Source organism: Chryseobacterium panacisoli (assembly GCF_008274625.1).
Lineage (GTDB): Bacteria > Bacteroidota > Bacteroidia > Flavobacteriales > Weeksellaceae > Chryseobacterium > Chryseobacterium panacisoli.
The window spans coordinates 2109119-2133213 of record NZ_VTRU01000001.1 but is presented as its reverse complement, the minus strand read 5'-3'; the positions used below and the strand labels follow the sequence as shown (position 1 = coordinate 2133213).

The window sequence follows — 24095 nt, the reverse complement described above, 5'->3', positions numbered from 1 at the left end:
ATATCATAATTTAATTCAAATTGTATATGACGAAAACTCTCTTATTTTTGTCAGTGTTTTCATCAGGTCTTGTCTTTGCACAGGAAGATCTGCTGAAGGATATTGACACGGTGAAAACCAATTCAGAAACCTCACAACCCGCCTTCAAAGCCCTTCAGATTGTTACGGGGCAATCTACAAAACTCGCTGCCAAAAAAGAATGGTACATTATCGTCGCCCACAGATTTGGAGATATAAGCGCAGGATTTAAAGACTTTTTCGGTTTGGATCATGCCTCAACCAAATTAGGGGTTATCTATGGTATCTCAGACGCTGTTTCCGTAAGTCTTTCCAGAGAAACGAATATGAAAACGTTTGAAGGAGCAGTAAAATACAGGCTGGTAAGACAAAATGAAAACTTTCCGGTGGATATTGTGGGATATAATGTAATGGGTGCCAATACTGAACTTGATAAGGATAATTATCCACACCTTAAATTCAGCGACAGGCTTTCTTATCTTACGCAGGCATTGATCTCAAGAAGGTTCAATGATAAGCTTTCCTTACAGCTTACCCCTTCCTTTGTTCATAAAAACCTTTACGAACCCACTATTGAAAACAAAAATCAGTTTTTGGCAGGCTTGGGTGGACGCTATAAAATTTCAAAAAGAGTTTCTGTGAATGCAGAATACTTTGTGAATTTCGACGATCACAGTTTTTATAAAAACCCATTATCATTAGGGGTAGATATAGAAACCGGAGGACATGTGTTCCAGCTTTTATTGACGAACTCCCAGATAAATTCAGATATCGGATATCTTACCAATGCCACTGGAGCATGGGGAAAGGGACATATTTTCTTTGGGTTTAATCTTTATAGAGTTTTTTAATATGAAAAAGCTAATATCCTTATTGATATTGTCGTCAGCAATCATACTGACGGCTTGTGACAGCAGAACTTATGAAGAGATCTCTGATAATACACCTATCACGGCACCTGTAAAATATACAACAGATGTAAAACCTATTGTGGATAACAATTGCATTGGCTGTCATTCCGCCACCGGCTATAAACCCCTTGTTACTTATGATCAGGTAAAAAACAATATAGACGGAATTCTGGATCGTATCCAAAGGCCCAACGGTGATCCGGAAAAAATGCCTCAGGGAGGATCGCTGTCTGCAGCTCAGATCAATATTTTCATAAAGTGGAAAGCTGACGGGTTAAATGAAAATTAAAAAAATTGATATGAAAAAATTAGCATTATTAAGCGTATTACTGCTTTCTGCCGGTTACGCTTCAGCACAAAAATACAGTTCAAAGACAGGAAAAGTAACTTTTGAAGCTTCAGTACCTCTGTTTGATGATATTTTTGCCCAGGATGACAATAATCTTGTCATTCTGAATGCAGACAACGGAGAGATGGCATCTGTTTCAAACGTTAAAAACTTTCATTTTAAAACCAAATTAATGGAAGAGCATTTCAATGAAAGCTATGCTGAATCTGCAAAATATCCGAAAACGACATTCAAAGGGAAAATTGTCAACTTTGATAAGACAAAACTTACGGCCAGTCCTCAGAAATATACCGTTCAGGGAACGCTTAACTTTCACGGTGTAGACAAAGCAGTTAACTCTGCCGCTACTTTGTATACAAAAGATGGGAAAATCTATATGCAGGGTGGTTTTATGGCCAAACCTGCAGATTACAAAGTGACCATCCCTAAAATGGTTACCAAGAAAGTGGCAGAAAATGTCAACATAGAATACAACTACGTAATGGTAAAACAATGAGAAATGTAATCTTAATTTTAGGACTGTTTCTGAGCTCATGGTTATCTGCTCAGGAAAAAGTAAAATCAATATTTGATATTGCCAGAAGTGGAACCGTTCCTGAAGTACAGGAACAGATGAAGCAAAATCCGGATGTTATTAACCAGATTAACGAAAACGGATTTACTCCCCTAATTTTAGCCTGTTACAGAGGGAATATTCCGGTTGCGGAATTTTTAATTACTCACGTTAAAAACATGAATTATGCAAGTGGGGAAGGAACGGCTTTAACGGCTTCTGTCTTTAAAGGAGATAAAAACCTTACTCAGAAATTATTAGCGAACAAAGCTGATCCCAATGTGGCAAACAGCAGTGGAATAACTCCATTGATATACGCTGTGCAGTCACAAAACAAAGAAATGGTAGAGCTGTTACTAAAGAATAATGCAAATAAGACATTATCAGACAAACAGGGAAAAACTGTTTTTGAATATGCCCTATTTACTAAAAATCAAGATATTATTAACCTATTAAAAAATTGATCATATGAAATTAAAAACTACCTTATTATTGATCGGATTTTTTGCTTTTTTTCATGTAAAAAGTCAATATTCGACAGGAACTGTGCCTCTTTTTTCCACACCGGGAGGAGCAGATTTGGCTTATTCAGTTAAGATAGACCTTACCCCTTCTTTAGTTACCCTTACCCTTATTGGACCTTCTACGGGATGGCTGGGAATGGCTTTTGATACAACAAATATGGACGATATAGGGAAAGATGTTGTAATTTTTGATGGTACCAATTTAAGTGACAGAACATTTAATGGGCAAGGAGTGGTTCCGCCTTTGGATGGAACTCAAAACTGGACTGTAACATCGAATACAGTGGCAGGGAGTGTTCGTACAGTAATCGCTACAAGAGCTTTAAACACAGGAGATGCGAATGATCATGTCTTTACTGTTCCTCCTGCAAGTCCTTTAAACATTACTTATGGGCGCAGGTTATCAAACTTTACGATTGGTTATCATGGTTCTAACAGCTGTGGTACTACAACCCTTAATTTTGGTACGTTAGGTACTAATGAAACAGCTTTGGAAAGTAAGAAAATAGTTCTTTATCCAAACCCGGCTAAAGAAACGGTAAGCTTTAAAAATGCTGATAAAATAAAATCTGTTGATATTTATGAATCTGCAGGAAGAAAAGTAAGATCTGTAAAACTTGAGGGAGAAAATATCAGTGTCAGAGATTTGAAATCTGGTGCTTATTATTTTGAAATCACTTTAAAAGATGGAACTACGTCTTACGAAAAACTGATTAAGGAATAATTTTTCAGAAAAAACACGCCTAAATAATTAGTAATGATACCTCTGATCTTTCAGAGGTGTCATTTTTTGTTAAGTATCCATTCCAGAGGGATTGGTGAGAAAATTTTTATATTTGTGTACTATTTGGATACCTATGAAAGTTACCTTTGAAAAATATAATCCTTTCTGGAAAGAGCAGTTTGAAACCATTAAAAATGAGCTTGAGAATTATATCGGCTTTTTGAATCCGGAAATTGAACATATTGGTAGCACATCTGTGGAAGGTTTATCTGCAAAACCTGTTATTGATATTATGATTGGGGTAAAGGATGAAAAAGAACTTGATAAAGTTCCGGCTTTACTGGAAGGCAAAGATTATGTCTATTATGAAAAGTATAATGAGGATATGCCCTATCGCCGTTTCTTTATTAAACTTATAGATCATACCCATGCATTAGGATTTCCTGATGTTATTTATTCAAATGATGAAATTCCTGAGAGAATTCACAACCATCATCTCCGCATTGCCCATATTCATGTTATTCCGACTTCTTCAGAGCACTGGCTTCGGCATTTGGCTTTCAGGGATTATCTTCGTACTCATCCAGAGGTAAGGGAAGAATATCAAAACCTGAAAGAGGAGTTGAGTAAAAAAGAATGGTTTGATGGTAATGATTATAATCAGGAAAAAGACCCGTTTATAAAAAGAGAAGAGCGTAATGCCATTCAATGGTACTTGAACCAACAGAAATAAAGTGTAATGACTATATAAATTTAAATAACAATGGAGTTCAAAACCTTAGCAAATACAAGTATAGATGAAATTTTATCAGCGTTCAACCAGTCATTTTCTGACTATGTTGTTCCTTTCCACTTAACAAGAGAAGTGCTTATTTCAAAAATTGCAGCTGAAAAATTAGATATGAATATCTCTGTCGGAGCATTTGATGACGGAAAACTGGTAAGCTTTATTCTTCAGTCTGAAAAAGTTGAAAATGGAGAGAAAACTATTTACAATGGCGGAACAGGAGTGGTTCCGGAAAGCAGAGGTAAAGGATTGGTAAGAAAAATGTACGATTTTATTATTCCTGTTTTAAAAGAAAGAAATGCCAATACATTACTGCTTGAAGTTATTGAAGGAAATCAGCCTGCAATCAGGGCATATGAAAATCTAGGTTTTACGATCGTACGCAGATTACTTTGTTTTAACGGAAGTATTCAACAGGGAAAAGAAAATGCTGAGGTTTCTATTAAGGATTTAAATGATTTTCAATGGGGGCTGCTATGTTCTTTCTGGGATATAGAACCTTCATGGCAGGGATCTGTTTTTGTATTGGAGCCTATGCCTGAAAACTATGTGACTTTAGGTGCTTATATTGATGAGAAGCTTGTTGGATATATTATTTATGGCCCTGCAGCGAAAAAAATATACCAGTTTGCCGTAGATAAGAATTACAGAAATCGTGGAATTGGAACAAAGCTTTTCAATGCTGTTAAAGAAAGAAATGCTGGGCAGACTATAGCCCTGAATAATGTAGATGAATCTTCAGAAAACACAAGTAAATTTCTTAGTGAAAAGATAGGATTGAACAATTGGCTGTCACAGTTTGAAATGAAAAGACCTATTTAATGAATTTTAATTTTGATTCAAAAAAATAATCGGTTTTAATATACTTTTAATCTCTTAAACTTTTCAGGCAGAAGTATAGGATGTAACTTTGCGGAAAATTTAAAAATAATGAAGCGAGGAATCCATTTTTTACTGCTGTTAATTTCCTTTACGGCTTTTGCACAACAAGTCAATATTGATACAGCCCAGGTGGTGATCCCAGGTAGAGAAAACAGCACAGAAGCACAGTCTAAACCTTATGTGATTATGATATCTACAGACGGTTTCCGTTATGATTATGCTCAAAAATACAATGCGGAAAATCTTTTAAAACTGGCTAATGGCGGTGTAAAAGCTGAAGCAATGATTCCAAGCTACCCAAGTATTACTTTCCCAAATCACTGGAGCTTAATTACGGGACTTTATCCTTCTCATCATGGTTTGATAGATAACTTTTTCTACGATTATAAAAGAAAAGAAGGGTATGCCATGAGTAATAAGAAAAATGCTGAAGACGGAAGCTGGTATGGAGGAACTCCGCTTTGGGGACTTGCTGAAAAGCAGGGAATGCTATCTGCTTCTTTAATGTGGGTAGGATCTGCCAGCGATGCCGGAGGAATAAGACCTTCTTATTATTATCCGTATCATGAAAAATTCACGCCTTCTGAAAAAGTAGAAAAAGTGGTAAACTGGCTAAAGCTACCGGAAGATAAAAGGCCTCACTTTATTTCATTATACTTCCCGGAAGTAGATGGAAGCGGGCATCATTACGGTCCGGATACCAAAGAAACAGAAAATGCTGTTCACCTGATAGATCAAGCCATCGGTGATCTTGTTCAGAAAGTAAATAATTTAGGATTAAAAAATGTCAACTTTATTTTTGTTTCCGATCACGGAATGATTAAAGTAGACGGAGGAAAACCATTGGAAATCCCAGCTGTTCTTTTTGATAAAAACAGATTCGATTTTTACAATTCTCAAACCCTTTTAAGAGTTTACGTTAAAAATCCGGATGAGGTAAAAGCAGTTTACAAAGAACTGAAAGCTAATAAAACAGATGATTACGAAGTATATCTGGATAAAAAACTTCCTAAATACCTTCACTTTGCAACAAAAGATGACCAATACCACAGGATAGGACAGATTCTTCTGATCCCTAAAGCACCGAAAATTTTCCTGGAAAAAGGCAAGAAAACATCGGTGGGAAAACATGGCTATAACCCTAAATCTGTTCCGGAAATGAAAGCGACTTTCTTTGCCTGGGGCCCTGAATTCAAAAGCAATCTGGTGATCAATGAATTTGCCAACATTAATGTTTATCCTTTGGTTGCTGAAGTTCTAGGATTAAAAATTGATCAGCCTATTGACGGAAAACTGAAAGTTTTAAAACAAACATTAAAAGAGCAAAAATAATCTGAAGAATAATAAATAAAGATTTAAATAAGTTTCGGCGCACCAAAGGTGCGCCGAAACTCGTATTATCAATCTAAAAAAGACCAAAGAATTTAAAACTTAGAAGAAAACTCCTTAGCAAAATCCTCCAGCTTAAGATTTCCTGTAACTGGAGAACCATGATCAATAAAATCTTTTTGTACCACACCCGTTCTTATTCCTCTACCCATTTCAACATACAGGTGAGCCATATCTTCAGGTAATCCGGCTTGAAGCATTCCGTTTAAAGAATCTTCATCAGAGAACTCTACCCATGGAAGTTCAGGCTTGTTAACAGAAGTTCCTAAAACTTTAGCAAAATCCGAAGCTGTTCTTACATCGCTTACAATATATCTGATGTTGTTTGTGTCTCCATCTTTTACCAGTTCTTCTGCGGCGGCTTTGGCAATATCATTGGGATGTACTACAGGTACTTCAATACTTGAGGGATAATTACCACCAATAATTCCGGCATTTTGAATTAAAGGAATATCGTTAAAAAAATTATTATAAAAATATCCGGCTCTTAAAAAAGTGAAAGAGGTGTTTTCTACACCGTTATATATTTTTTCAATATGGTGAAGACCTGCGATAGGGCCATTCTCTACAGGAGATTCAGCACCTACACTGCTTAGCATTACCGCTCTTTTTACGTTGGCATTTTTTAAAGCTTCAGCATAATTTTTTCCTGCATTGATTGTATTTTCCACAATATTATCCGGGCTGATAGCCGGAGGTGTCATTACAAAAACAGCATCTGCTCCTTCAAATGTCTGAGTCAAAAAATGAACGTCCGTGATTGAACCTATAGCTGGAGTTGCTCCCAGAGATTCAATATCCTGTTTTCTTGCATCGCTGCTGCTTACTACTGTAATAGCATGTCCTTCGGCAACTAATTGCTGTGCTAATGGTTTAGCTACATTTCCTAATGATCCTGTGATTACGATTTTCATATGTAAATATTTTTTTATTTCTGAGAACAAAGTTATATTTGTACTTACTTTTATACAAGTACTTACCCTAAAGTATGTAGATATGACAGCAATCAAAGAAAGTTCAACCATTCAGGAAAACAGAAAAACGGCGCAGGATTGTCCCGTAATGTACGTGATGGAAAGAATTGGCGGATTTTGGAAACCCATTATCCTGTTTAATCTTTCCACAGGAGAAAAAAGATACAGTGAGTTGAAAAAGGCAATTCCTGCCGTAACGGAAAAAATGCTCATTCAACATCTGAAACAGTTAGAAACGGATGGTTTGATTATCAGAACGGCAAAACCTGTAGTGCCACCTCATGTGACCTATAAATTAAGCGAAGCAGGCAACGAGCTTGCCCCCGTTATTGATGCTATGGCGGCTTGGGCTTTTCAGGATATGGAAAGAAATAATAACAAATGTGCGGAAGGAAACCGATATATCATGCAGGATCAGAATGCTTTTAGCCAAAATCTGAAAAAATAAAAACAGGCGCTTCAATCCGAAGCGCCTGTTTCTGTTAATACTTTATAGAAGAATTACAGAGACTGCATATCGATTACGAAACGGTATCTTACGTCACTTTTCAACATTCTTTCATAAGCTTCGTTGATGTCCTGCATTTTGATCATTTCAATTTCTGAAACAATGTTGTGCTCTCCACAGAAATCCAATAATTCCTGGGTTTCGGCAATACCTCCAATTACTGATCCTGCTACAGATTTTCTTCCCATAATCATAGGAACAGTGTTCAAAATAGGTTCCAAACCACCCAGGTATCCTACAAGAACATGAGTTCCATTGATGTTTAAAGTAGCCACATATGGATTAACATCATGCATATACGGAACGGTGTCAATGATCACATCGAATTTTCCTTTTACAGAATCCATTTGTGCTTCGTCAGTAGAGATAACAACATGATCAGCACCAAGCTGTTTTGCATCTTCAGTTTTTCCGGGAGTTCTTGAGAATAAAGTAACTTCAGCTCCCAATCCTTTTGCTAGTTTAATGGCCATGTGACCCAGGCCACCCAGTCCTACAACAGCTACTTTAGAACCAGAACCTACATTCCAGTGTTTTAAAGGTGACCAGGTTGTAATACCTGCACAAAGCAGAGGAGCTACTGCTGCAAGATCAAGATTTTCAGGTACTTTTAAAACGTGATGAGAATCTACAACTACTTTTTGAGAATATCCTCCAAAAGTGTGACCTCCCAAATGCTTGTCTTTTCCATTGTATGTTCCTGTGAAACCATTCAGGCAATATTGTTCAAGATCATGCTGGCAGCTGTCGCAATGTCCGCAAGAATCTACAATACATCCAACCCCTGCAAGATCACCAACTTTAAATTTGGAAACTTCACTTCCTACTTTGGTAATTCTTCCTACGATTTCGTGTCCCGGAACTACAGGATACAAAGATCCGCCCCAGTCGTTTCTCGCTGTATGAAGGTCAGAGTGGCAAACCCCGCAATATAGAATTTCAATCTCTACATCCTTTGAGGTTACTTCTCTTCTTTCAATATTCATTTCTTTCAGATCTGCTGTGGTAGACTCTGCACCATAAGCTTTTACTGTGATTGTACTCATTTTTATATTTAGTTTATTTAGGTTTATAAATTATTATATTCTTCGTCCGTTACAGGCTGCAGCCATTCTACAATCCCGTTTTGAGTATTGGGATTGATCGCAATGTGGGTAAATTCACTGTCCGGGCAGGCACCATGCCAGTGGATGATACCGGGAAGAATATTGACGATATCTCCCGGGTTCAAAATCTGCACGGGCTTACCTTTTTCCTGATAATATCCTGTTCCTGAAGTTACAATTAAAATCTGTCCGCCGCCATGAGAATGCCAGTTATTTCTGCATTTTGGTTCAAAAATTACATTTCCTATCTGGCAGTTCAGGTTATCTTCATTGGGTTTCAGGATATGAACCCAGGCAGTTCCTCCGGAGAAATAATCTGAAGGAGCTCTTTCCCCTTTTGGAAAAATGTTGGTATTAAAAGTTTCCATAACGATACAAAAGTCGAAACTTTCCCGTAAACCACACTTATACAGATTACCGAATTACTTACCAATTTTACAGACTCTATTTCAGTTACCTAAGAAAGTGGTAATTTTGAATAGTAATAAAAATATACTTCATGGAAAATCAGGAGGTTGAAATCTATAATAGTATTTCGGAATACAATAAAATGGCCAATCATGAAACCCTGCATCCGCTGGTAAGTGTGATTGATTTTTCCAAATCTGATCCTATCTGCCAGCACAAAAGAAAATTTGGGTTTTATACCGTTTTTCTGAAAGATGTAATGTGCGGAGATATGCAGTATGGAAAACACAGCTACGATTATCAGGAAGGGACATTGGTTTTCATTGCCCCGGGACAAACCTATGGAATTTATAACAAAGATAAATATATTCAACCCGCAGGTTCCGCATTAATTTTCCATCCTGATTTGATAAAAGGAACAAACTTGGGAAAGAATATTAAAGATTATTCCTTTTTCTCATATGATGTACACGAAGCTTTGCACCTCTCTGAAAAAGAAAGAGAAATTATTCTGGAATGCTTTAAAAATATCCAGCTGGAACTTGAGCAGTCTATTGATAAACACAGCAAATCTTTAATAGTAAATAATATCGAGCTTTTTCTGAATTACTGTATGCGTTTTTATGACCGCCAGTTTATTACAAGAGACCACATCAATCAGGGAGTGATCGGTAAATTTGAAAACCTGGTAGATGATTATTTAAAATCGGAAAATCCTAAAAATATCGGTTTCCCTATGGTGAATTACTTTGCAGAAAAACTGAATTTATCTGCGAATTATTTTGGAGACCTGATTAAAAAAGAACTTGGAATTTCTGCTCAGGAATTTATCCACAACAAACTTATTGATATCGCCAAAGAACAGATTATGGATCAGGCGAAAACAATCAGTGAAATTTCCTATGATTTAGGATTCAAATATCCACAGCATTTTACAAGACTATTCAAAACAAAAGTGGGCATTTCTCCAAGTGAATATAAAATCCTGAACTAAGTTTTTTCAACACAGATAACACTCACTGTTTCACAAATGCTATAATAATGATAGTGGAAATCTGTGTTTTCATTTGTGAAATTTGTGTTTAAATAATTAAATTTAAGCAGAAAAGTTTTCACCATTCTTAAGATGACACCAACGCAGAAAGAAACCACGGTTTTTGAGACCCGATTTGGGAGAATTATAGCATTGAAAGAAGAAGGAATTATCAGGGCTAAAAACATTCGATATGCCCATTCCGAAAGATTCCAGAAACCCGTTGCCATAGAGGCTTCTTTAGCTTCGGTAATTATTTCTCCTGAAAAGACGCCGGTATGTCCGCAGGCCTTAAGTCCGCTTGTAGAAAAAATGATTGGAGCAACTCCTGTTGAAAGTTTTGAGCCGGATGAATCTACCCAATATCTTTCCATAACCCGTCCTGAAACAGTTGCTGAAAATGAAAAACTACCTGTTATAGTCTGGATCCATGGAGGATCTCATGAAATAGGCTGTGGTGATCTTGCCACTGCCAATCCTGCCGAATGGGTAAAAGAGCAACATATCATTGTCGTTTCAGTTTCGTATCGCTTAGGATTGTTTGGCTTTCTGGGAGGAGATGAAAAAAGACCTGCCAATCTTGGGCTTTTAGATATAATTGAAGCATTGAAGTGGATAAAAACCAATATTGCAGATTTCAGCGGTGATGAAAATAATATCACCCTTCTCGGACAGTCTTCAGGAGGAGATGCGATTGCTCACTTAATGATTTCGGAAGGAGTGGAGAATCTATTTCAGCGTGTGATCATCCAGAGCGCCCCTTTGGGATTACGTCATAAAAGACAGAAAATGTCTGCAGAATTTCTCAAAAAAACGGAAGCATTGAAAGATGAAACCGATGTTTTAAAAATGGTGGAGGACTATAAAATAGTTGTTCCCTCTGTAATAAAATACGGTTTGAAAGCTGCAATGCCCTTTGGTACACAATATGGATATTTTCCTTTGTGTAAAGAAGATGAGTCTGTAGAAATGTGGAAAAAGAATGCTCAGAAATTTGATGTGCTGATAGGCTTAAATAATGACGAAACTGCATTTTACCTTAAAACCTCTGAAGCTTTAAATAAATATTTCGGAAAAGGTTTGGGTTTAAAGCTCATGGATAAAACGGTTGAAAAAACTACGGCACTTATCTATGGAAATCCGGCAAAGCAATTTGCCCAGAATCTGGCTGAGGCCGGTGGGAATGTGTACCTCTTCAGAATTCATTCAAAATTGAAAGACAATCATATTGGTGCTTCCCACTGTATTGATCTCCCTTTGATCTTTGGTAACGAATCTGCGTGGAAATCTTCGGAACTGCTGAAAGATATTCCCTGGAGCCGTATTCATGAGAACGGCAAAAAGCTGAGGGCACTATGGGCCGAATTTGCCAGAACAGGAAAAATTGCTGATACCTCCGAAAAACCGGAAATCCTGGAACTTCAAAAGATTTAACCGCATAGCAAGCTTATAAAATTTCTAATTTTAACAAATATCTCAACTGGGAACTCTCCTCTGGAGGGGTGTCGAAAATTCAAAGAATTTTTGACGGGGTGGTTAACTCTATTTTCAATATTTATTTTCTGATTTAATTGTGTATTATGTATACTCAATCAGTCAATTGATGTTAAATATTTATTCATAATTGTAATTTTTAATGTATATTTAATTACTAAACCATAAAAAATAATAATCATGAAAACAAACAAAGATTTCACAGTTAAAAAACTTAAACGTGAAGAACTGAAAAGTATAAAGGCCGGAGATCTGAATTGGGGTAAAGTATGCTGCACTTCCAACGAAGATGGACAATGTTGCGAATGGGCTATTGATATTTGGAATTGCCGATATATTTATTGTTAATCTGCAAATCCTATAAGATAAACGACATACATCTTAAGGACGATGTATGTCGTTTTATTTTTACTGAAATTAATCTTATTCGGGAATCCAAACGCTTACATTTCCTGCCGGAACAGGAAAATTTCCCCATCCGTTTTCATCAATGGTTACTTTTTCTTTGAATCGCTTCAAAAGATCTTTAAATTTTTTTCCGGCATAAAGCTGTCCCACTTCCATAGGCTTGTTGTAAGAATCTTTATTGCTTAACACAACAGCACATCCTGTATGTTCGTCATCTCCTGTACGCACCCAGCCAAGACAGTTGGCATCTTCAAAATAATCATGTTGCTCACCATACGCATAGTCTTTTCTTGCTTTTAATAGCTCTTCAATGCCGTCTACTTTAGGCATGAAAATTTCCTGATCATTACCTTCTCTGTCTTTATCTACATATTGAGCACCAAAAAGATCAGGATAAAATACACACGGATAACCGTCTTTTCTCAACAAAATAAGCGCATAAGCAATAGGTTTGAACCATGGTTCTACAGGTGCTTCAAGATCCTGCAGAGGTTGTGTATCATGATTCGCTACTAAGCTTACAGAATGCATAGGATCTGCCTGGGTAAGGGTTTCATCAAAAATTCTTCGGAGATCATAAGAATTACCTTCTCTGGAAGCCGTATGGAAATTATTCTGTAAAGAACTGTCAAAAAGACTCATACATCCATCTGTTACCTCAATATATTTTTGAAGCAGATGAAGATATCCGGGAGCCCAGTATTCTCCTACAGCAAAAATATTTTTCCCGGAATTGGAACGAAGCAGCGTAAGCCATTCCTTGTAAAAATCAAAAGAAATATGTTTTAAAGCATCCAGTCTCACGCCATCGAAATCTGTCTGGTCAAAATACCATTTTGCCCAATTATTGAGCTCTTCGCGCACAAAAGGATTTCGGTGCTCGATGTCATTGTACATCAGATAATCATAATTTCCTTTTTCATCATCAATCATTTCTTCCCAGTCATTTCCATATTCAGACTGTATTTTATAAATATGGGATTCCATGCCTTCTGCATAATCTACACCGCTGAAACAAGTGAAATTCCATTCAAAATCAGAATATTTTTTTCCTCTTCCTGGAAAGGTAAATTTAGTATAAGATTCAATTTCGATAACATCGGAAATAACTTTTTCCCTGTTCTCTTCATCTACTTTTACCGCTTTGAATTTTTCCAGCTCATCGCCACCAGCTTTATGTCCCAGAACAATATCTACAATCACCTGTATATTTTGTTTCTTTAAGGCTTTAATAGCTTTTGTATAATCGTTTTTAGTGCCGTATCTTGTAGGGATAGTCCCTTTTTGATCAAATTCTCCGAGATCATACAGGTCATAGGCATCATATCCGATAGAATAGCCGCCATTTGTTCCTTTATACGCAGGAGGAAACCATACAGAAGTAATTCCAAGTTTTGCTAGATATTCAGCCTGTTTTTCGGCTTCTTTCCACAATTTTCCGTCTCCTTCAGAATACCAGTGAAAAAACTGAATCATGGTTGGGTTCATAAATTTGTTGATTTGGTAGATACAAGTTAGCGAAAAAATATGACCTATTCATTTTCAAATTCCTCAAACGGGATTTTTAGTTGAACGGAAACCTGCTTTTTTTCTTCAGTATTCAACTGAGAGAGAGACAATCCGAGAAGGCGCACTGCTTTATCAAAAGGGCGGAGTTCCCAAAGTTTTTTCCCAGTGTTATAATACTGTTCCGGTGACGAGAAATAATCTTCCCTGGTGATACTTCTTGTAAAAAGAGAAAAGTCTTTATATTTTATTTTTAAAGTTAAAGTCCTTCCAAGAATATTATTTTTCTGTAATCTCTGATGGATTTCCTCCGCAAGACTTTCCAGCTTTTCACTGATCTGCTGTTCATCCAGAAGATCTTCAAAAAAAGTTCTTTCCACCGCCACACTTTTCTGGATCCGGTGAGGTTTTACTTCAGAAGTATGAATCCCGCGTACTACATTATAATAATGTTTCCCAGACTTTCCGAAAAGCCTTACCAGATCTTCAAGTGATCTTTTCTTTAAATCTTTTCCTTTATAAATTCCTAAACTGAACATTTTGTTAGCGGTAACTTTTCCAACCCCATAAAATTTTTCTACGGGCAATTCTTCCAGGAAATGCTCCATTTTATCGGGGTGAATTGTTTTCTGGCCATTCGGTTTATTGATGTCTGACGCTACTTTAGCCAAAAATTTATTGACTGAAATTCCTGCAGAGGCCGTCAATCCTGTCTGTTCAAAAATTTTCTGACGGATTTCTTTGGCGATCAGATTGGCAGATTCCATTCCTTTTTTATTTTCGGTGACGTCCAGATAGGCTTCATCCAGAGAAAGAGGTTCTACCAGGTCAGTATATTCATAGAAAATCTCCCGGATTTTTTTTGAGATCTCTTTATATCTGGCGAATCGGGGAGGAACAAAAATAAGATGCGGACATTTTTCTTTTGCGGTCTTGCTGGGCATTGCAGAACGTACACCATATTTTCTGGCTTCATAGCTTGCGGCGGCTACTACACCTCGATGCTGCCCTCCAACTGCAATAGGCTTGCCTTTCAATGCCGGATTATCATGCTGCTCCACGGAAGCATAGAATGCGTCCATATCCACATGAATAATTTTACGAAGAGGCAAAGAAAAATCCATATACAAAGATATGGATTCCTTTATTTACGGTAAATTTTTTATATGATGGAAGTTTCCCATCTTCCTGCTTACATCCTTTTACTATTTCAGTCTCATGGTGAGAAGGTGAGGTTCAAAACCTGCCTTTTCATAAGCTTTTATGGCAGATTCATTTTGAGCATATACATCCAGTCTTACCTCACTGATTCCCCTTGATTTTGACCAGGAAATAAGTTCATCGGTAATCACTTTATTGATTCCTTTTCCTCTATGCTCCGGCTTTACATACATGAAACCCAGATAGGAATACTTTTCAAACTGATTATAATATTTTTCTGATTCTTTAATCAGGGCATAACCCGATGCGATAACCTCATCATTTTCTTCGGCAACAATTACTGTGGCATCTGAAGACTGTATAAGGCTGTTTAAATCATAATAATGAATTTTTCCTTCAATAAGCGTGCTGTTGAAAGGTCTTTCTGCAGCAACGACTCCCTGTTCAAATTCTAAAAGAATTTCCAAATCCTTTTCTGTAGCTTCTCTTGTGATCATGGTATTAAGATAACAGAAACTTTTAATAAGGTAAAGTTTCTGTGTTTTTTTGTGATTAAAATTATTTTAAAAGGTTGTTGATGGTTTGTTGAAGTTCAGGATCATCAGGAGAAATCGCGTAATATTTTGCAATAGAAGATTTCTGATCAATCACCATATATCTTGGAATCCAGTTAAGATCCACATAATTATTAAAATCATTTTTCCAGCCTGTAGAAAACCAATAATTTTCTTTGTGTTTCATATCAAATCTTTCAAGACTTTTTTCAAACCCTTCTTTTGAACGGTCTAATGATAAAAATACAAAATCAATATTCTTGTTGTTTTCTTCTAATTCTTTAGCTTTTGGAAGAGCATTTAAGCAATCTCTACACCATCCTGCCCAGAAATCAATCACCAAAACTTTTCCTTTATGCTGATCAAGAATCTGCTGGACTGTAATGGCTTTTCCTTCTTCATCTTGCAGTTTCTGCTGTAAAGCTTCTTTTGAAAACCCTGTTTTAAGAACGGCAGGAACTTTTTGTGAATAACTTATTCCAAAAATGCCCATCATAAAAATTAATATCAACTTTTTCATCTCGTACAATTTCATGTGTACAAATCTAAACAATGAATTGCAATCTGAGATTGATTTCTTATGAATTAGGAAAAATTTATAATATTGATGAATTCTATGGCGGTGAGAACGGATATGGGAACCTCCCCTTCAAAAATTCTTTAAATTTTCGCCAGTTCTCCAAGAGAGAGAAGAGTATTATGACTTCAGTTGTAATATTTGGGAATTAACAATTTTACGGGTAGTTTTTAATCAAACCTTTCACAACAGCAATTACATTGGGCATTGCTTTATTGGCTGCATTTAAAACTTCTTCGTGTGAAACGGCCAAAGCAATATCGGGACCGCCAAGGTCTGTGATGACCGAAATACAGAATACATCCATTTCCATATGCCTGGCAACAATGACTTCCGGAACGGTACTCATACCTACCATATCTCCGCCGATGGCTTTGATCATGCCGTATTCAGCGGGAGTTTCAAAAGTAGGTCCCTGTAAGGCAACATAAATTCCCTGGTGGATCTTGATATGATGATCATCTGCAGTCTGTTCTGCAATGGCAATCATTTTTTTGTTGTAAGGTTCGCTCATATCCACAAAACGCGGTCCAAGCTCATCCATATTTTTTCCACGAAGCGGATGTTCGGGCATCATGTTGATATGGTCTTTCAGAATGACAATGTCTGCAACGCTGTAAGCGGGATTTACACCTCCGCACGCATTGGAAAGAATAAGATTTTGAATACCGAGTGCATGAAAAACTCTCACAGGAAAAGTTACAATTTCCATAGAATATCCTTCGTAATAATGGAAACGGCCACTCATCATCAGCACTTTTTTTCCTTCCAGAAGTCCATAAATCAGTTTTCCGGTATGCCCGGCTACTGTAGTCTGTGGAAAATGAGGAATGTCTTTGTACTCTAAAACATGGATCGGATCTATTTCATTTTGTAACTTTCCCAGTCCGGATCCTAAAACAACCGCAAAATCAGGAGATTCCTGAATGATATTTTTAATAAAATCTGCGGTCTCTTTAATTTTTTCTAACATACTCTAAGATGATTTGATTGAATTCTTCTTTCTTATCAATAAGTACATTGATAGGCCAGTAGTAAACAATATCTCTAAGATAGTCAAAAGTTTTCAAACGTACATAGTCTTTCTCTGTGGTTAATATCAGTTTATATTCCCCCAGTTTTTTATACTCGGCAAGGATTTTTTTAATATCATCATCCGTGAAATTATGATGATCTCTGAACTTTAAATGCTTCACCCTTTTTGAGAATTTTGCCAGATGTTCCAGAAGCGGCTTAGGATTAGCAATTCCGGTGATCAGTAAAATATCATAATAATTGAGGTTGTTATCCGGAAGCATTTTATCTTTTCCGTATACATTTTCATCATAGCCAATGGATGAAAAGAAAACCTTTTGCCCATAAGCAGGTCGTATTCTTGAAATATAATATCTTTTTGTTTCCTCAGTAAGTTCATCAGGGCACTTGCTGACCATAATAATGTCTGCTCTTTTATATCCTGCTCTTGATTCTCTCAGATCTCCGGCCGGAAGAAGATAATCCTTGAAAAAAGGATCATTAAAGTCGGTCATCAGAATATTGAACCCGGGCTTGATTGCTCTGTGCTGCATGGCATCATCCAATACCAGAACTTCAAGGTCCATATCTTCAATTACTTTTTTGGCTCCGGGAACACGTTCTTCTGAAACGGCAATGACGAAACGGTTTTTAAAACGTTCAAAAAGCTGCATCGCTTCATCACCCACCATTTTGTAGTTGCTCTCATAATTGGTTACTTCGTAGCCTTTTGTCAGCCTTCCATAGCCTCGTGAAAGTACTCCTGTTCTGTAATGCTTGGATAGATATTGGGCGAGATACATCACCATGGGCGATTTTCCGCTTCCGCCCACAGAAAGATTTCCGACATTGATTATCGGAGTTTTGAATTTTGTCGACTTAAAAATTCCCAGATCATACATTGTGTTCCGGATACCCGTTACCAAATGATAACCAAGGGAAAAAGGATAAAGGTACCATCTTTTCATACGATTGCAAAAATAGGAATTTTCGTAAGCATTTGGTGCAATATTCTCAAAGACTTTTCAACAAATATTTCGTTAAATTAAAGTATTTTTGTGGAGTTATTACAATACATTGAGATACTTTATTGAATTTTCTTACAACGGGAAGAATTATTTCGGCTATCAGATACAGCCGGATGCCATTTCTGTGCAGGAAGAGCTGGAAAAAGCGTTATCCACAATTTTGCGCGAAGAGATTAAAACGACAGGGGCAGGAAGAACTGATACCGGGGTTCACGCCAAAAAAATATTTGCCCATTTTGATACTGAACATGAAATAAATGATCAGCTTCCACGCAGGCTGAACAGTTTTCTTCCACCTGATATTTCCATTAAAAGGATTTTTCCGGTAAAAGATGATTTTCATGCCCGTTTTGATGCTACGTACAGAACCTACGAATATTATATCTCACTGGAAAAAAATCCATTTACTCAGGAATCTGCCTGGCAGCACTGGAAAAGAACTCTGGATATTAATGCCATGAATGAAGCCTGCAAAATTCTTTTTGAATATGAAGATTTCACCAGTTTTGCGAAATTAAAGACAGACAATAAGACCAATATCTGCAAAATTTACAAAGCAGAGTGGGAGCAGAACGGAACAGAGCTTAAATTTACTGTTTCAGCCAACCGTTTTCTCAGAAATATGGTTCGGGCAATCGTTGGAACAATGGTAGAAATTGGAACCGGAAAACTGAAACCGGAAGATCTTCGCACAGTGATTGAAGATAAAAACCGAAACGCAGCAGGAACTTCAGCACCAGGACATGGATTGTATCTGGTGGATGTGGGATACGAATTTTAATGCTAAGAAATAGTCTGTTGTCAATTTATCTGTGACAGCCAAAAAATAGCTTATCAGCAGATTAAGGCTATTCATTTTGTAAATAGTACGTATCTGAAATTTTCTATGACGATTTGCAAAAGTTGTAAAGGCAGTCCGGTTATAAAATCTTATTTTTGCATAGAATTTTATTTTAATTCTTTCTTTCGATTCGTACAATGAAAAAACAAGATACCTGGGGAATTATAAAAAGGCTGTTCTTTATCGGAATGAAATTTCGTTCATGGTTCATCCTTACCCTTATAATTTCCATATTCCTTTCGATTGTTTCTACTTACAGGCCGTATCTTACTATGCAGGTGGTGGATAATGATATTACAAAGCTCCATGATAAGGCTTTGATGATGAAGCATATCTATATCCTTGTAGGGTTGGTGTTTGCTGAAACGATTTTAAACTTTTTCCTGGTTTATTTTTCAAATTTTATCTCACAGAATGTAATCCGGGATATCAGAGAGCGGTTATATGCCAAGCTGATTTATTTTAAGACTTCATTTTTTGATAAAACCCCAATCGGGCAGTTGGTAACGCGTGCGGTAGGAGATGTGGAAACAATTGCCACTGTTTATACGGATGGTTTCCTGATGGTTTTCGGGGATATTCTGAGAATTGTGTTTGTGTTGATCATGATGTTCAGCACCAATGTTCATCTGAGTTACATTACGCTGGCTATTTTACCATTAATGGTAGTCATTACAAGATTTTTCCAGAAAAGATTGAAGAAAGCTTTTGGAGATGAAAGAAACTGGACTGCCAATCAGAACTCTTTTGTTCAGGAAAGACTGGCCGGGATGTCTATTATTCAGGTATTCAACAGACAGGAATCTGAGTTTAAGAAATTTGATGATATCAATATTACCCTTAAAGGAGCATTGCTGAGAACCGTATTTATTTTCTCGCTGTTCTTTCCTGTAGTAGAATTAATTTCTTCATTATTCATAGGATTTATTCTTTTCTATGGAGGATATATTACAATCAGTGCAGGGGTAGTAATTGCCTTTATCCAGTATATTTCAATGCTGATCCGTCCTTTGAGACAGATTGCTGACCGTTTCAACAATATCCAGCGGGGGATTGTAGGAGCAGAAAGAGTATTGGGATTGATGGATGAAGAAAATGGAATGCCGAATAACGGAACAGTGAAGAAAGATCACTTTGCCGGAAAAATTGAATTCAGGAAAGTACATTTTGCCTATGATGAAAAACAGGAAGTTCTGAAAGGTATTGATTTTAAAGTAAGCCCGGGAGAAACAGTAGCTATTGTAGGGGCAACGGGTGCCGGAAAGTCTACCATTATCAGTTTGATCACAAGATTGTATGATATCAACTCCGGAAATATTCTGATTGATGATGTGGATTTAAAAGATTACGAGCTTTATAACCTGAGAAGTCATATCGGAGTCGTTTTACAGGATGTGTTCCTTTTCCATGGAAGTATTTTTGAAAATCTTTCTTTTGGAGATGACAGCATCACTTTGGATAAAATAAAAGCAGGTGCCCGGGAAATTGAGGTGGACCAGTTTATCCAGCAGCTTCCTGGCGGATATGATTATGTAGTGAGCGAAAGAGGTTCGTCAATATCTTTAGGGCAGAGGCAATTGCTGTCTTTCCTGAGAGCCTATTTATCGGATCCGAAAATTTTAATTTTGGATGAAGCTACATCTTCTATTGACCACGAAAGTGAAAAACTGATCCAGAGAGCAACCGAAAAAATTACTAAAAACAGAACATCCATTATTATTGCCCACAGACTTTCCACGATTGAAAAAGCCGATAAGATCATTGTGATGGAGCATGGTAAAATTGTAGAAGAAGGCAGGCATCTTGAGCTTCTGGACAGAAACGGGTATTATGCTACTCTTTACAAAGCTCAGCTGCGTCATGAGGTGGAAATAGAGGAGGAAAAAGAATCATAATCCATCAGGACTTATTACAAAATCTGGCTTATAAAATGAGAAAATAAATGGCAAGACTAAATTTGATTGAAAAATCAATGACTAAAAAATAATTACAATAAAAAAATGGCTTAGAAAAATATATTCTAAGCCATTGTATCTTTATTAGTTGATGTCAGATAAAACTGTATAATTTGAAATGTCATTTACATTTTGTACAGCAGCCATATTGAATTTATAAGCATTAAAAATTTCCATGCTGATAATCCATCTCAGGGTATTGCCTTCTCTAAAATAAATCTTTCCGGTTGTTGCATCACGGATTAAACCATTATCTGCAAACAGTGGATTATCGAATCCTTTTCTGGTAAGTACAGTGGCTTCATTAAAAGAGTTAAATGTATATCTGAAGGTCTTCGGGGAAGTAAAAAGACCATTCCACGTCATTTCTGAATCTACATGTCTCCAGCTTCCTCTAAAAAGAAAGCAATAAAAAACATTTCCGTTTTCAGTTACTTTAATAAAATCTCCATTTTTACTGGGAGCAGGTTCTATAACTCCTTTAGCCTGCGTTTGATTGGATACGGCTTCCGCTGGAACTTGTAAAGCAATATTTTCACTCTCATCATTAGAGCAGGAAGTTGCTAAAATTGCCAGCACTGAAGCAAAAAAAAGTTTTTTCATAGAAATTAGTTTAATAATATTTATATCAAAATGTAAATATATTTGTTTTAAACTAATTTGTCACTTATTGGTGTGTTAATAAAGGGTTAATGGTACATATCCTATTTTTATTTCTTTTCAAAACTGCAGAAAACAAAATTCTGAACCGTTTCAAAAGGAGTGATATGATCTTCAGTAACACACTTTACTTTTGTAAAACCTTTTTCAAATTTTTTATATAATGATTCCTCATCATACTGCTGGATATCCAACCCGCTGCATTTGGCAGGACCGTTTTGAGAAAAAGTTCCAATGATGATAAAGTTATTAACATGTTTCTCAGCAATATCTACGTACTTTGAAACCTGTTCCGATGTAGTAAGGAAGTGAAAAGCAGCTCTGTCATGCCAGATATCATAAGTTTCCGTTGGTTTGAAAGCGGTAATATCAGTTGCAATCCATTTCACTTTACCCGCAGCATCTCCCAGTCTTTTCTGTGCTTTCTCCAGTGCTTTGGCAGAAATATCAAGGACAGTAATATTCTTATAGCCTTCTTCAAGAAGAAAATCAACAAGGTTACTGTCGCCACCGCCAATATCGATAATCTTAGCATCTTTTCCCAATCCTGAAGATTTTATAAAGTCAAGGGAAGTCTGTGGTTTTTTCTGAGTCCAGCTTACCTGGTCAGGATTTTTGGATTCATATACGTTTTCCCAGTGGTTTTTGTTGTCAGAAGAACTCATCATTCTTTTAATTGATTATTGATCTCTTCAAATTTATCAATTAATTCATTAAGTTTTCCCTGTTGTTTCTTTATTGTTTTGGGTCTTAAATAAAACCAATTGAAAGCAATCCATGCGAATGTTACCGCATAGGTCAGAATACCTGATCCCAACGTCATTCTGTACGTATATTCATACATATAAAAGCAGATTCCCAGAGATAGCATAATAAAATATAAGTTGAGTATGGTGGTCTGCATAAACTTCTGCCTACTCTTTACCACATATAAACTCTGGAGATACTCATTGTTCGACTGGGTCTGATCAATCTTGTAAAAAACCATAAACATTTTGTTATAAGCAAAAAGGAACATCACCATGGCCAGAATGACAAGCACAATCCCGATTTTTGTAGTCATCATCTGAGGCTGGAAGCGATACCAGATATAAATAATTAATAATGAAGTGGTGATTAATGCAATATTAGCCAGGATCAGTTTACGCAGATTTTGATTCCTGAATTTTTTCAGCTTTCCAAGAAGTTCTTCCATATTGGGTTTGTTGGAAGTCTGCTGTTTCCATATATTTTTGAAATCGATATTAGTATCCATTTTCTCTAAACTTTTGTGTTAATTTTTCTTTTATCCTGTGAATTTTTACCCGTATATTGGATTCCGAAAGTCCCACGATATGGGCGATCTCAGCCTGCTTTACCTCTTCCAGCTCCAATGAAATAATAATTCTGTCCGTTTCCGGCAGCTCCGAAATAAACTGATACAGCATTTGTATCTGTGGTTCCATGGATTCTTGCTTTTTTTCTTCCAGATTAATAGGCAGATCTGTTTTGGTAAATTTCTTTTCCTTTTCAATCTGCCGGAGACAGTTATTAGAAGCAATTCTGAATATCCATGTTCCTATGCTGGATTCATTTCTGAATTTCGGAAGCTGCTGCCATACAATGATAAAGGTTTCCTGGGCAAGATCCTGAGCAAGGTTAGTGTCATTCACATATCCCATGCACAGACGGAATATCCTTTGCCAGTAGAGTTCGTATATCTCTTCAAAAGCCATTATTTCGCAGATAAAAAGTGAGTAAGCTGATTAAAGTACCAATCTTTGTCATCATACATGATGAAGTGTAATCCTTTTGAAGCATACTGCATATTGGCATTTTTTAAATTTTTGTACTGGTCTTCAATAGAAGGTTTCATATTGGCAAAAAAAGATTCCAAAAGAATAAGAGAAGGGCACTGTATATTTTTTATTTTATCTCTCAGATCGGTATTGGAAAAATCACAGTACATTTTGGCGAATGTTTTTCGGTCAGATTTCATACTCCAGTTGATCACCGTTTCCTGCATAGAAGGATCTGCCATAAGACGCGGCATAGTCTGTGTCTGCATATTGCGGAACTGATCATCACTCATAGCCGTTAATTGAGTAATGGTAGAGGAACAGTCATTATTTTCTTTAGAGGTAAAATTAGGATTGGATATGGCAGCCAGGCAAGGCAGAGCGTCTACAATGACGATTTTCCCTACCAGCTCAGGATAATCTGCGGCAATGGCAAGAGCAAGGCCGCCTCCCATACTGTGTCCGATGATAATAGGCTGGTTTATTTTATTATTCTTTATATAAGCCGCAATTCCTTTTTCCCAATCTTTAAAGCTGGCGTCTGCCTGTGGTTTTGTTCCGGCAAATCCTGCCATCGTTAAAGTATAACAAGTGAAGTTTTTTTCAAATTTTGCAGTCGTTTCGTTCCATACATCTCCGGAAGAAGCAAACCCCGGTATAAATAGTAAAGACTGATTTCCTTTTCCGGTTTTCTCTACTTCAAACGGATACTGTGTTTCCTGACCGAATATATTGCATACCGCTAAAAAAAATAACATGATGATAAGAAGGAATGTAAATTTTTTCATGATTTCTAAAGTTTTAAGGTTTATTTGTCTTTTAGAGACAAGCCTTGAAAAAATGTTACACTAGATTTTGATTTTTTTTTGAAAAAATATTCCTCCTTGCCCCGAAACCCTTGTCATTAGGGAGAAATTATATGAAAATGGTTTAGAAATTTATTGTTAATCAGT

Annotated in this window: 28 protein-coding genes; 14 read left to right on the top strand and 14 right to left on the bottom strand. The window is 36.6% G+C overall.

All coding sequences use genetic code 11. The annotated features are described in order from the left end of the window. The first annotated feature begins 26 nt into the window (after positions 1 to 26). The 8 genes from FW781_RS09560 to FW781_RS09525 all read left to right on the top strand — a co-directional run bounded on the left by FW781_RS09560 (position 27) and on the right by FW781_RS09525 (position 6080). Positions 27 to 869 (top strand): DUF5777 family beta-barrel protein, encoded by an 843-nt coding sequence (locus tag FW781_RS09560; protein WP_047386102.1) that lies wholly within the window; start codon positions 27 to 29, stop codon positions 867 to 869. A gap of 1 nt (position 870) precedes the next feature. Beyond that, complete coding sequence (locus FW781_RS09555) at positions 871 to 1218, top strand: hypothetical protein (protein WP_228720166.1); 348 nt, start codon at positions 871 to 873, stop codon at positions 1216 to 1218. 10 nt (positions 1219 to 1228) lie between these two features. Beyond that, positions 1229 to 1774 (top strand): YceI family protein, encoded by a 546-nt coding sequence (locus tag FW781_RS09550; RefSeq protein ID WP_149387186.1) that lies wholly within the window; start codon positions 1229 to 1231, stop codon positions 1772 to 1774. Next, positions 1771 to 2295: an ankyrin repeat domain-containing protein gene (locus FW781_RS09545; protein ID WP_149387185.1), complete on the top strand. Its 525-nt coding sequence runs from the start codon at positions 1771 to 1773 to the stop codon at positions 2293 to 2295. Before FW781_RS09550 ends, FW781_RS09545 begins: the two co-directional genes overlap by 4 nt. Before the next feature lie 4 nt (positions 2296 to 2299). After that, positions 2300 to 3079, top strand: coding sequence for a T9SS type A sorting domain-containing protein (locus tag FW781_RS09540; RefSeq protein ID WP_149387184.1), 780 nt, complete (start codon positions 2300 to 2302; stop codon positions 3077 to 3079). Positions 3080 to 3212: 133 nt separating this feature from the next. Next, entirely contained in the window at positions 3213 to 3812 is a 600-nt protein-coding gene (locus tag FW781_RS09535) for a GrpB family protein (protein ID WP_149387183.1), read from the top strand. A 30-nt stretch (positions 3813 to 3842) separates the two neighbouring features. Continuing rightward, on the top strand, positions 3843 to 4688 hold the full coding sequence (locus FW781_RS09530; RefSeq protein WP_149387182.1) for a GNAT family N-acetyltransferase: 846 nt from the start codon (positions 3843 to 3845) through the stop codon (positions 4686 to 4688). A 108-nt stretch (positions 4689 to 4796) separates the two neighbouring features. Continuing rightward, entirely contained in the window at positions 4797 to 6080 is a 1284-nt protein-coding gene (locus FW781_RS09525) for an alkaline phosphatase family protein (RefSeq protein ID WP_149387181.1), read from the top strand. Between the two features lie 92 nt (positions 6081 to 6172). Here the strand turns inward: FW781_RS09525 and FW781_RS09520 are convergent, their stop codons facing one another. After that, on the bottom strand, positions 6173 to 7051 hold the full coding sequence (locus FW781_RS09520) for an NAD(P)H-binding protein (protein WP_149387180.1): 879 nt from the start codon (positions 7049 to 7051) through the stop codon (positions 6173 to 6175). An 82-nt stretch (positions 7052 to 7133) separates the two neighbouring features. Here FW781_RS09520 and FW781_RS09515 point away from each other — a divergent pair, with 82 nt between their 5' ends. Next, positions 7134 to 7559, top strand: a complete 426-nt coding sequence (locus FW781_RS09515) for a winged helix-turn-helix transcriptional regulator (RefSeq protein WP_149387179.1) — start codon at positions 7134 to 7136, stop codon at positions 7557 to 7559. A 53-nt stretch (positions 7560 to 7612) separates the two neighbouring features. Here the strand turns inward: FW781_RS09515 and FW781_RS09510 are convergent, their stop codons facing one another. Together FW781_RS09510 and FW781_RS09505 are read right to left on the bottom strand one after the other, a co-directional pair. Beyond that, positions 7613 to 8665 carry an NAD(P)-dependent alcohol dehydrogenase gene (locus FW781_RS09510; RefSeq protein WP_149387178.1) on the bottom strand — a complete coding sequence of 351 codons (1053 nt, stop codon included), beginning with the start codon at positions 8663 to 8665 and terminating at the stop codon, positions 7613 to 7615. 23 nt (positions 8666 to 8688) lie between these two features. Beyond that, on the bottom strand, positions 8689 to 9093 hold the full coding sequence (locus tag FW781_RS09505) for a cupin domain-containing protein (RefSeq protein ID WP_149387177.1): 405 nt from the start codon (positions 9091 to 9093) through the stop codon (positions 8689 to 8691). A gap of 131 nt (positions 9094 to 9224) precedes the next feature. Between FW781_RS09505 and FW781_RS09500 the strand changes: the two genes are divergently transcribed. The 3 genes from FW781_RS09500 (at position 9225) to FW781_RS22415 (ending at position 12008) form a co-directional block, all read left to right on the top strand. Continuing rightward, a complete protein-coding gene (locus tag FW781_RS09500) occupies positions 9225 to 10127 on the top strand; it encodes a helix-turn-helix domain-containing protein (RefSeq protein WP_149387176.1) in 903 nt (300 codons plus the stop codon). 132 nt (positions 10128 to 10259) lie between these two features. Continuing rightward, entirely contained in the window at positions 10260 to 11600 is a 1341-nt protein-coding gene (locus FW781_RS09495) for a carboxylesterase family protein (protein ID WP_149387175.1), read from the top strand. A 240-nt stretch (positions 11601 to 11840) separates the two neighbouring features. Continuing rightward, on the top strand, positions 11841 to 12008 hold the full coding sequence (locus tag FW781_RS22415; RefSeq protein WP_172625692.1) for a hypothetical protein: 168 nt from the start codon (positions 11841 to 11843) through the stop codon (positions 12006 to 12008). Between the two features lie 75 nt (positions 12009 to 12083). Here FW781_RS22415 and FW781_RS09490 read toward each other — a convergent pair whose 3' ends face one another. The 6 genes from FW781_RS09490 to lpxK all read right to left on the bottom strand — a co-directional run bounded on the left by FW781_RS09490 (position 12084) and on the right by lpxK (position 17848). Beyond that, positions 12084 to 13556, bottom strand: a complete 1473-nt coding sequence (locus FW781_RS09490) for an alpha-amylase (protein ID WP_149387174.1) — start codon at positions 13554 to 13556, stop codon at positions 12084 to 12086. Between the two features lie 44 nt (positions 13557 to 13600). Next, a complete protein-coding gene (gene dinB, locus FW781_RS09485) occupies positions 13601 to 14698 on the bottom strand; it encodes a DNA polymerase IV (RefSeq protein WP_149387173.1) in 1098 nt (365 codons plus the stop codon). Between the two features lie 81 nt (positions 14699 to 14779). Further along, complete coding sequence (locus FW781_RS09480) at positions 14780 to 15232, bottom strand: GNAT family N-acetyltransferase (RefSeq protein ID WP_149387172.1); 453 nt, start codon at positions 15230 to 15232, stop codon at positions 14780 to 14782. 61 nt (positions 15233 to 15293) lie between these two features. After that, positions 15294 to 15809, bottom strand: a complete 516-nt coding sequence (locus FW781_RS09475; protein ID WP_149387171.1) for a TlpA family protein disulfide reductase — start codon at positions 15807 to 15809, stop codon at positions 15294 to 15296. 214 nt (positions 15810 to 16023) lie between these two features. Further along, positions 16024 to 16839: a purine-nucleoside phosphorylase gene (locus tag FW781_RS09470; protein WP_149387170.1), complete on the bottom strand. Its 816-nt coding sequence runs from the start codon at positions 16837 to 16839 to the stop codon at positions 16024 to 16026. Continuing rightward, positions 16823 to 17848: a tetraacyldisaccharide 4'-kinase gene (gene lpxK / locus FW781_RS09465; RefSeq protein ID WP_149387169.1), complete on the bottom strand. Its 1026-nt coding sequence runs from the start codon at positions 17846 to 17848 to the stop codon at positions 16823 to 16825. Before lpxK ends, FW781_RS09470 begins: the two co-directional genes overlap by 17 nt. Before the next feature lie 88 nt (positions 17849 to 17936). Here lpxK and truA point away from each other — a divergent pair, with 88 nt between their 5' ends. Continuing rightward, positions 17937 to 18689, top strand: coding sequence for a tRNA pseudouridine(38-40) synthase TruA (truA, locus tag FW781_RS09460; RefSeq protein ID WP_228720165.1), 753 nt, complete (start codon positions 17937 to 17939; stop codon positions 18687 to 18689). Positions 18690 to 18886: 197 nt separating this feature from the next. Continuing rightward, positions 18887 to 20644 carry an ABC transporter ATP-binding protein gene (locus tag FW781_RS09455; protein WP_149387168.1) on the top strand — a complete coding sequence of 586 codons (1758 nt, stop codon included), beginning with the start codon at positions 18887 to 18889 and terminating at the stop codon, positions 20642 to 20644. A 144-nt stretch (positions 20645 to 20788) separates the two neighbouring features. On the opposite strand, the gene FW781_RS09450 is transcribed toward FW781_RS09455, so the two are convergent. The 5 genes from FW781_RS09450 to FW781_RS09430 form a co-directional block, all read right to left on the bottom strand. Next, positions 20789 to 21307 (bottom strand): hypothetical protein, encoded by a 519-nt coding sequence (locus FW781_RS09450; protein ID WP_149387167.1) that lies wholly within the window; start codon positions 21305 to 21307, stop codon positions 20789 to 20791. Between the two features lie 107 nt (positions 21308 to 21414). Further along, entirely contained in the window at positions 21415 to 22029 is a 615-nt protein-coding gene (locus FW781_RS09445) for a class I SAM-dependent methyltransferase (RefSeq protein WP_149387392.1), read from the bottom strand. Continuing rightward, positions 22029 to 22619 (bottom strand): hypothetical protein, encoded by a 591-nt coding sequence (locus FW781_RS09440; protein WP_149387166.1) that lies wholly within the window; start codon positions 22617 to 22619, stop codon positions 22029 to 22031. The genes FW781_RS09445 and FW781_RS09440 overlap by 1 nt, the downstream gene beginning before the upstream one ends. Next, positions 22609 to 23079, bottom strand: a complete 471-nt coding sequence (locus FW781_RS09435) for an RNA polymerase sigma factor (protein WP_149387165.1) — start codon at positions 23077 to 23079, stop codon at positions 22609 to 22611. Before FW781_RS09435 ends, FW781_RS09440 begins: the two co-directional genes overlap by 11 nt. Beyond that, positions 23079 to 23930 carry an alpha/beta fold hydrolase gene (locus tag FW781_RS09430; RefSeq protein WP_149387164.1) on the bottom strand — a complete coding sequence of 284 codons (852 nt, stop codon included), beginning with the start codon at positions 23928 to 23930 and terminating at the stop codon, positions 23079 to 23081. Before FW781_RS09430 ends, FW781_RS09435 begins: the two co-directional genes overlap by 1 nt. Between the last annotated feature and the right edge of the window lie 165 nt (positions 23931 to 24095).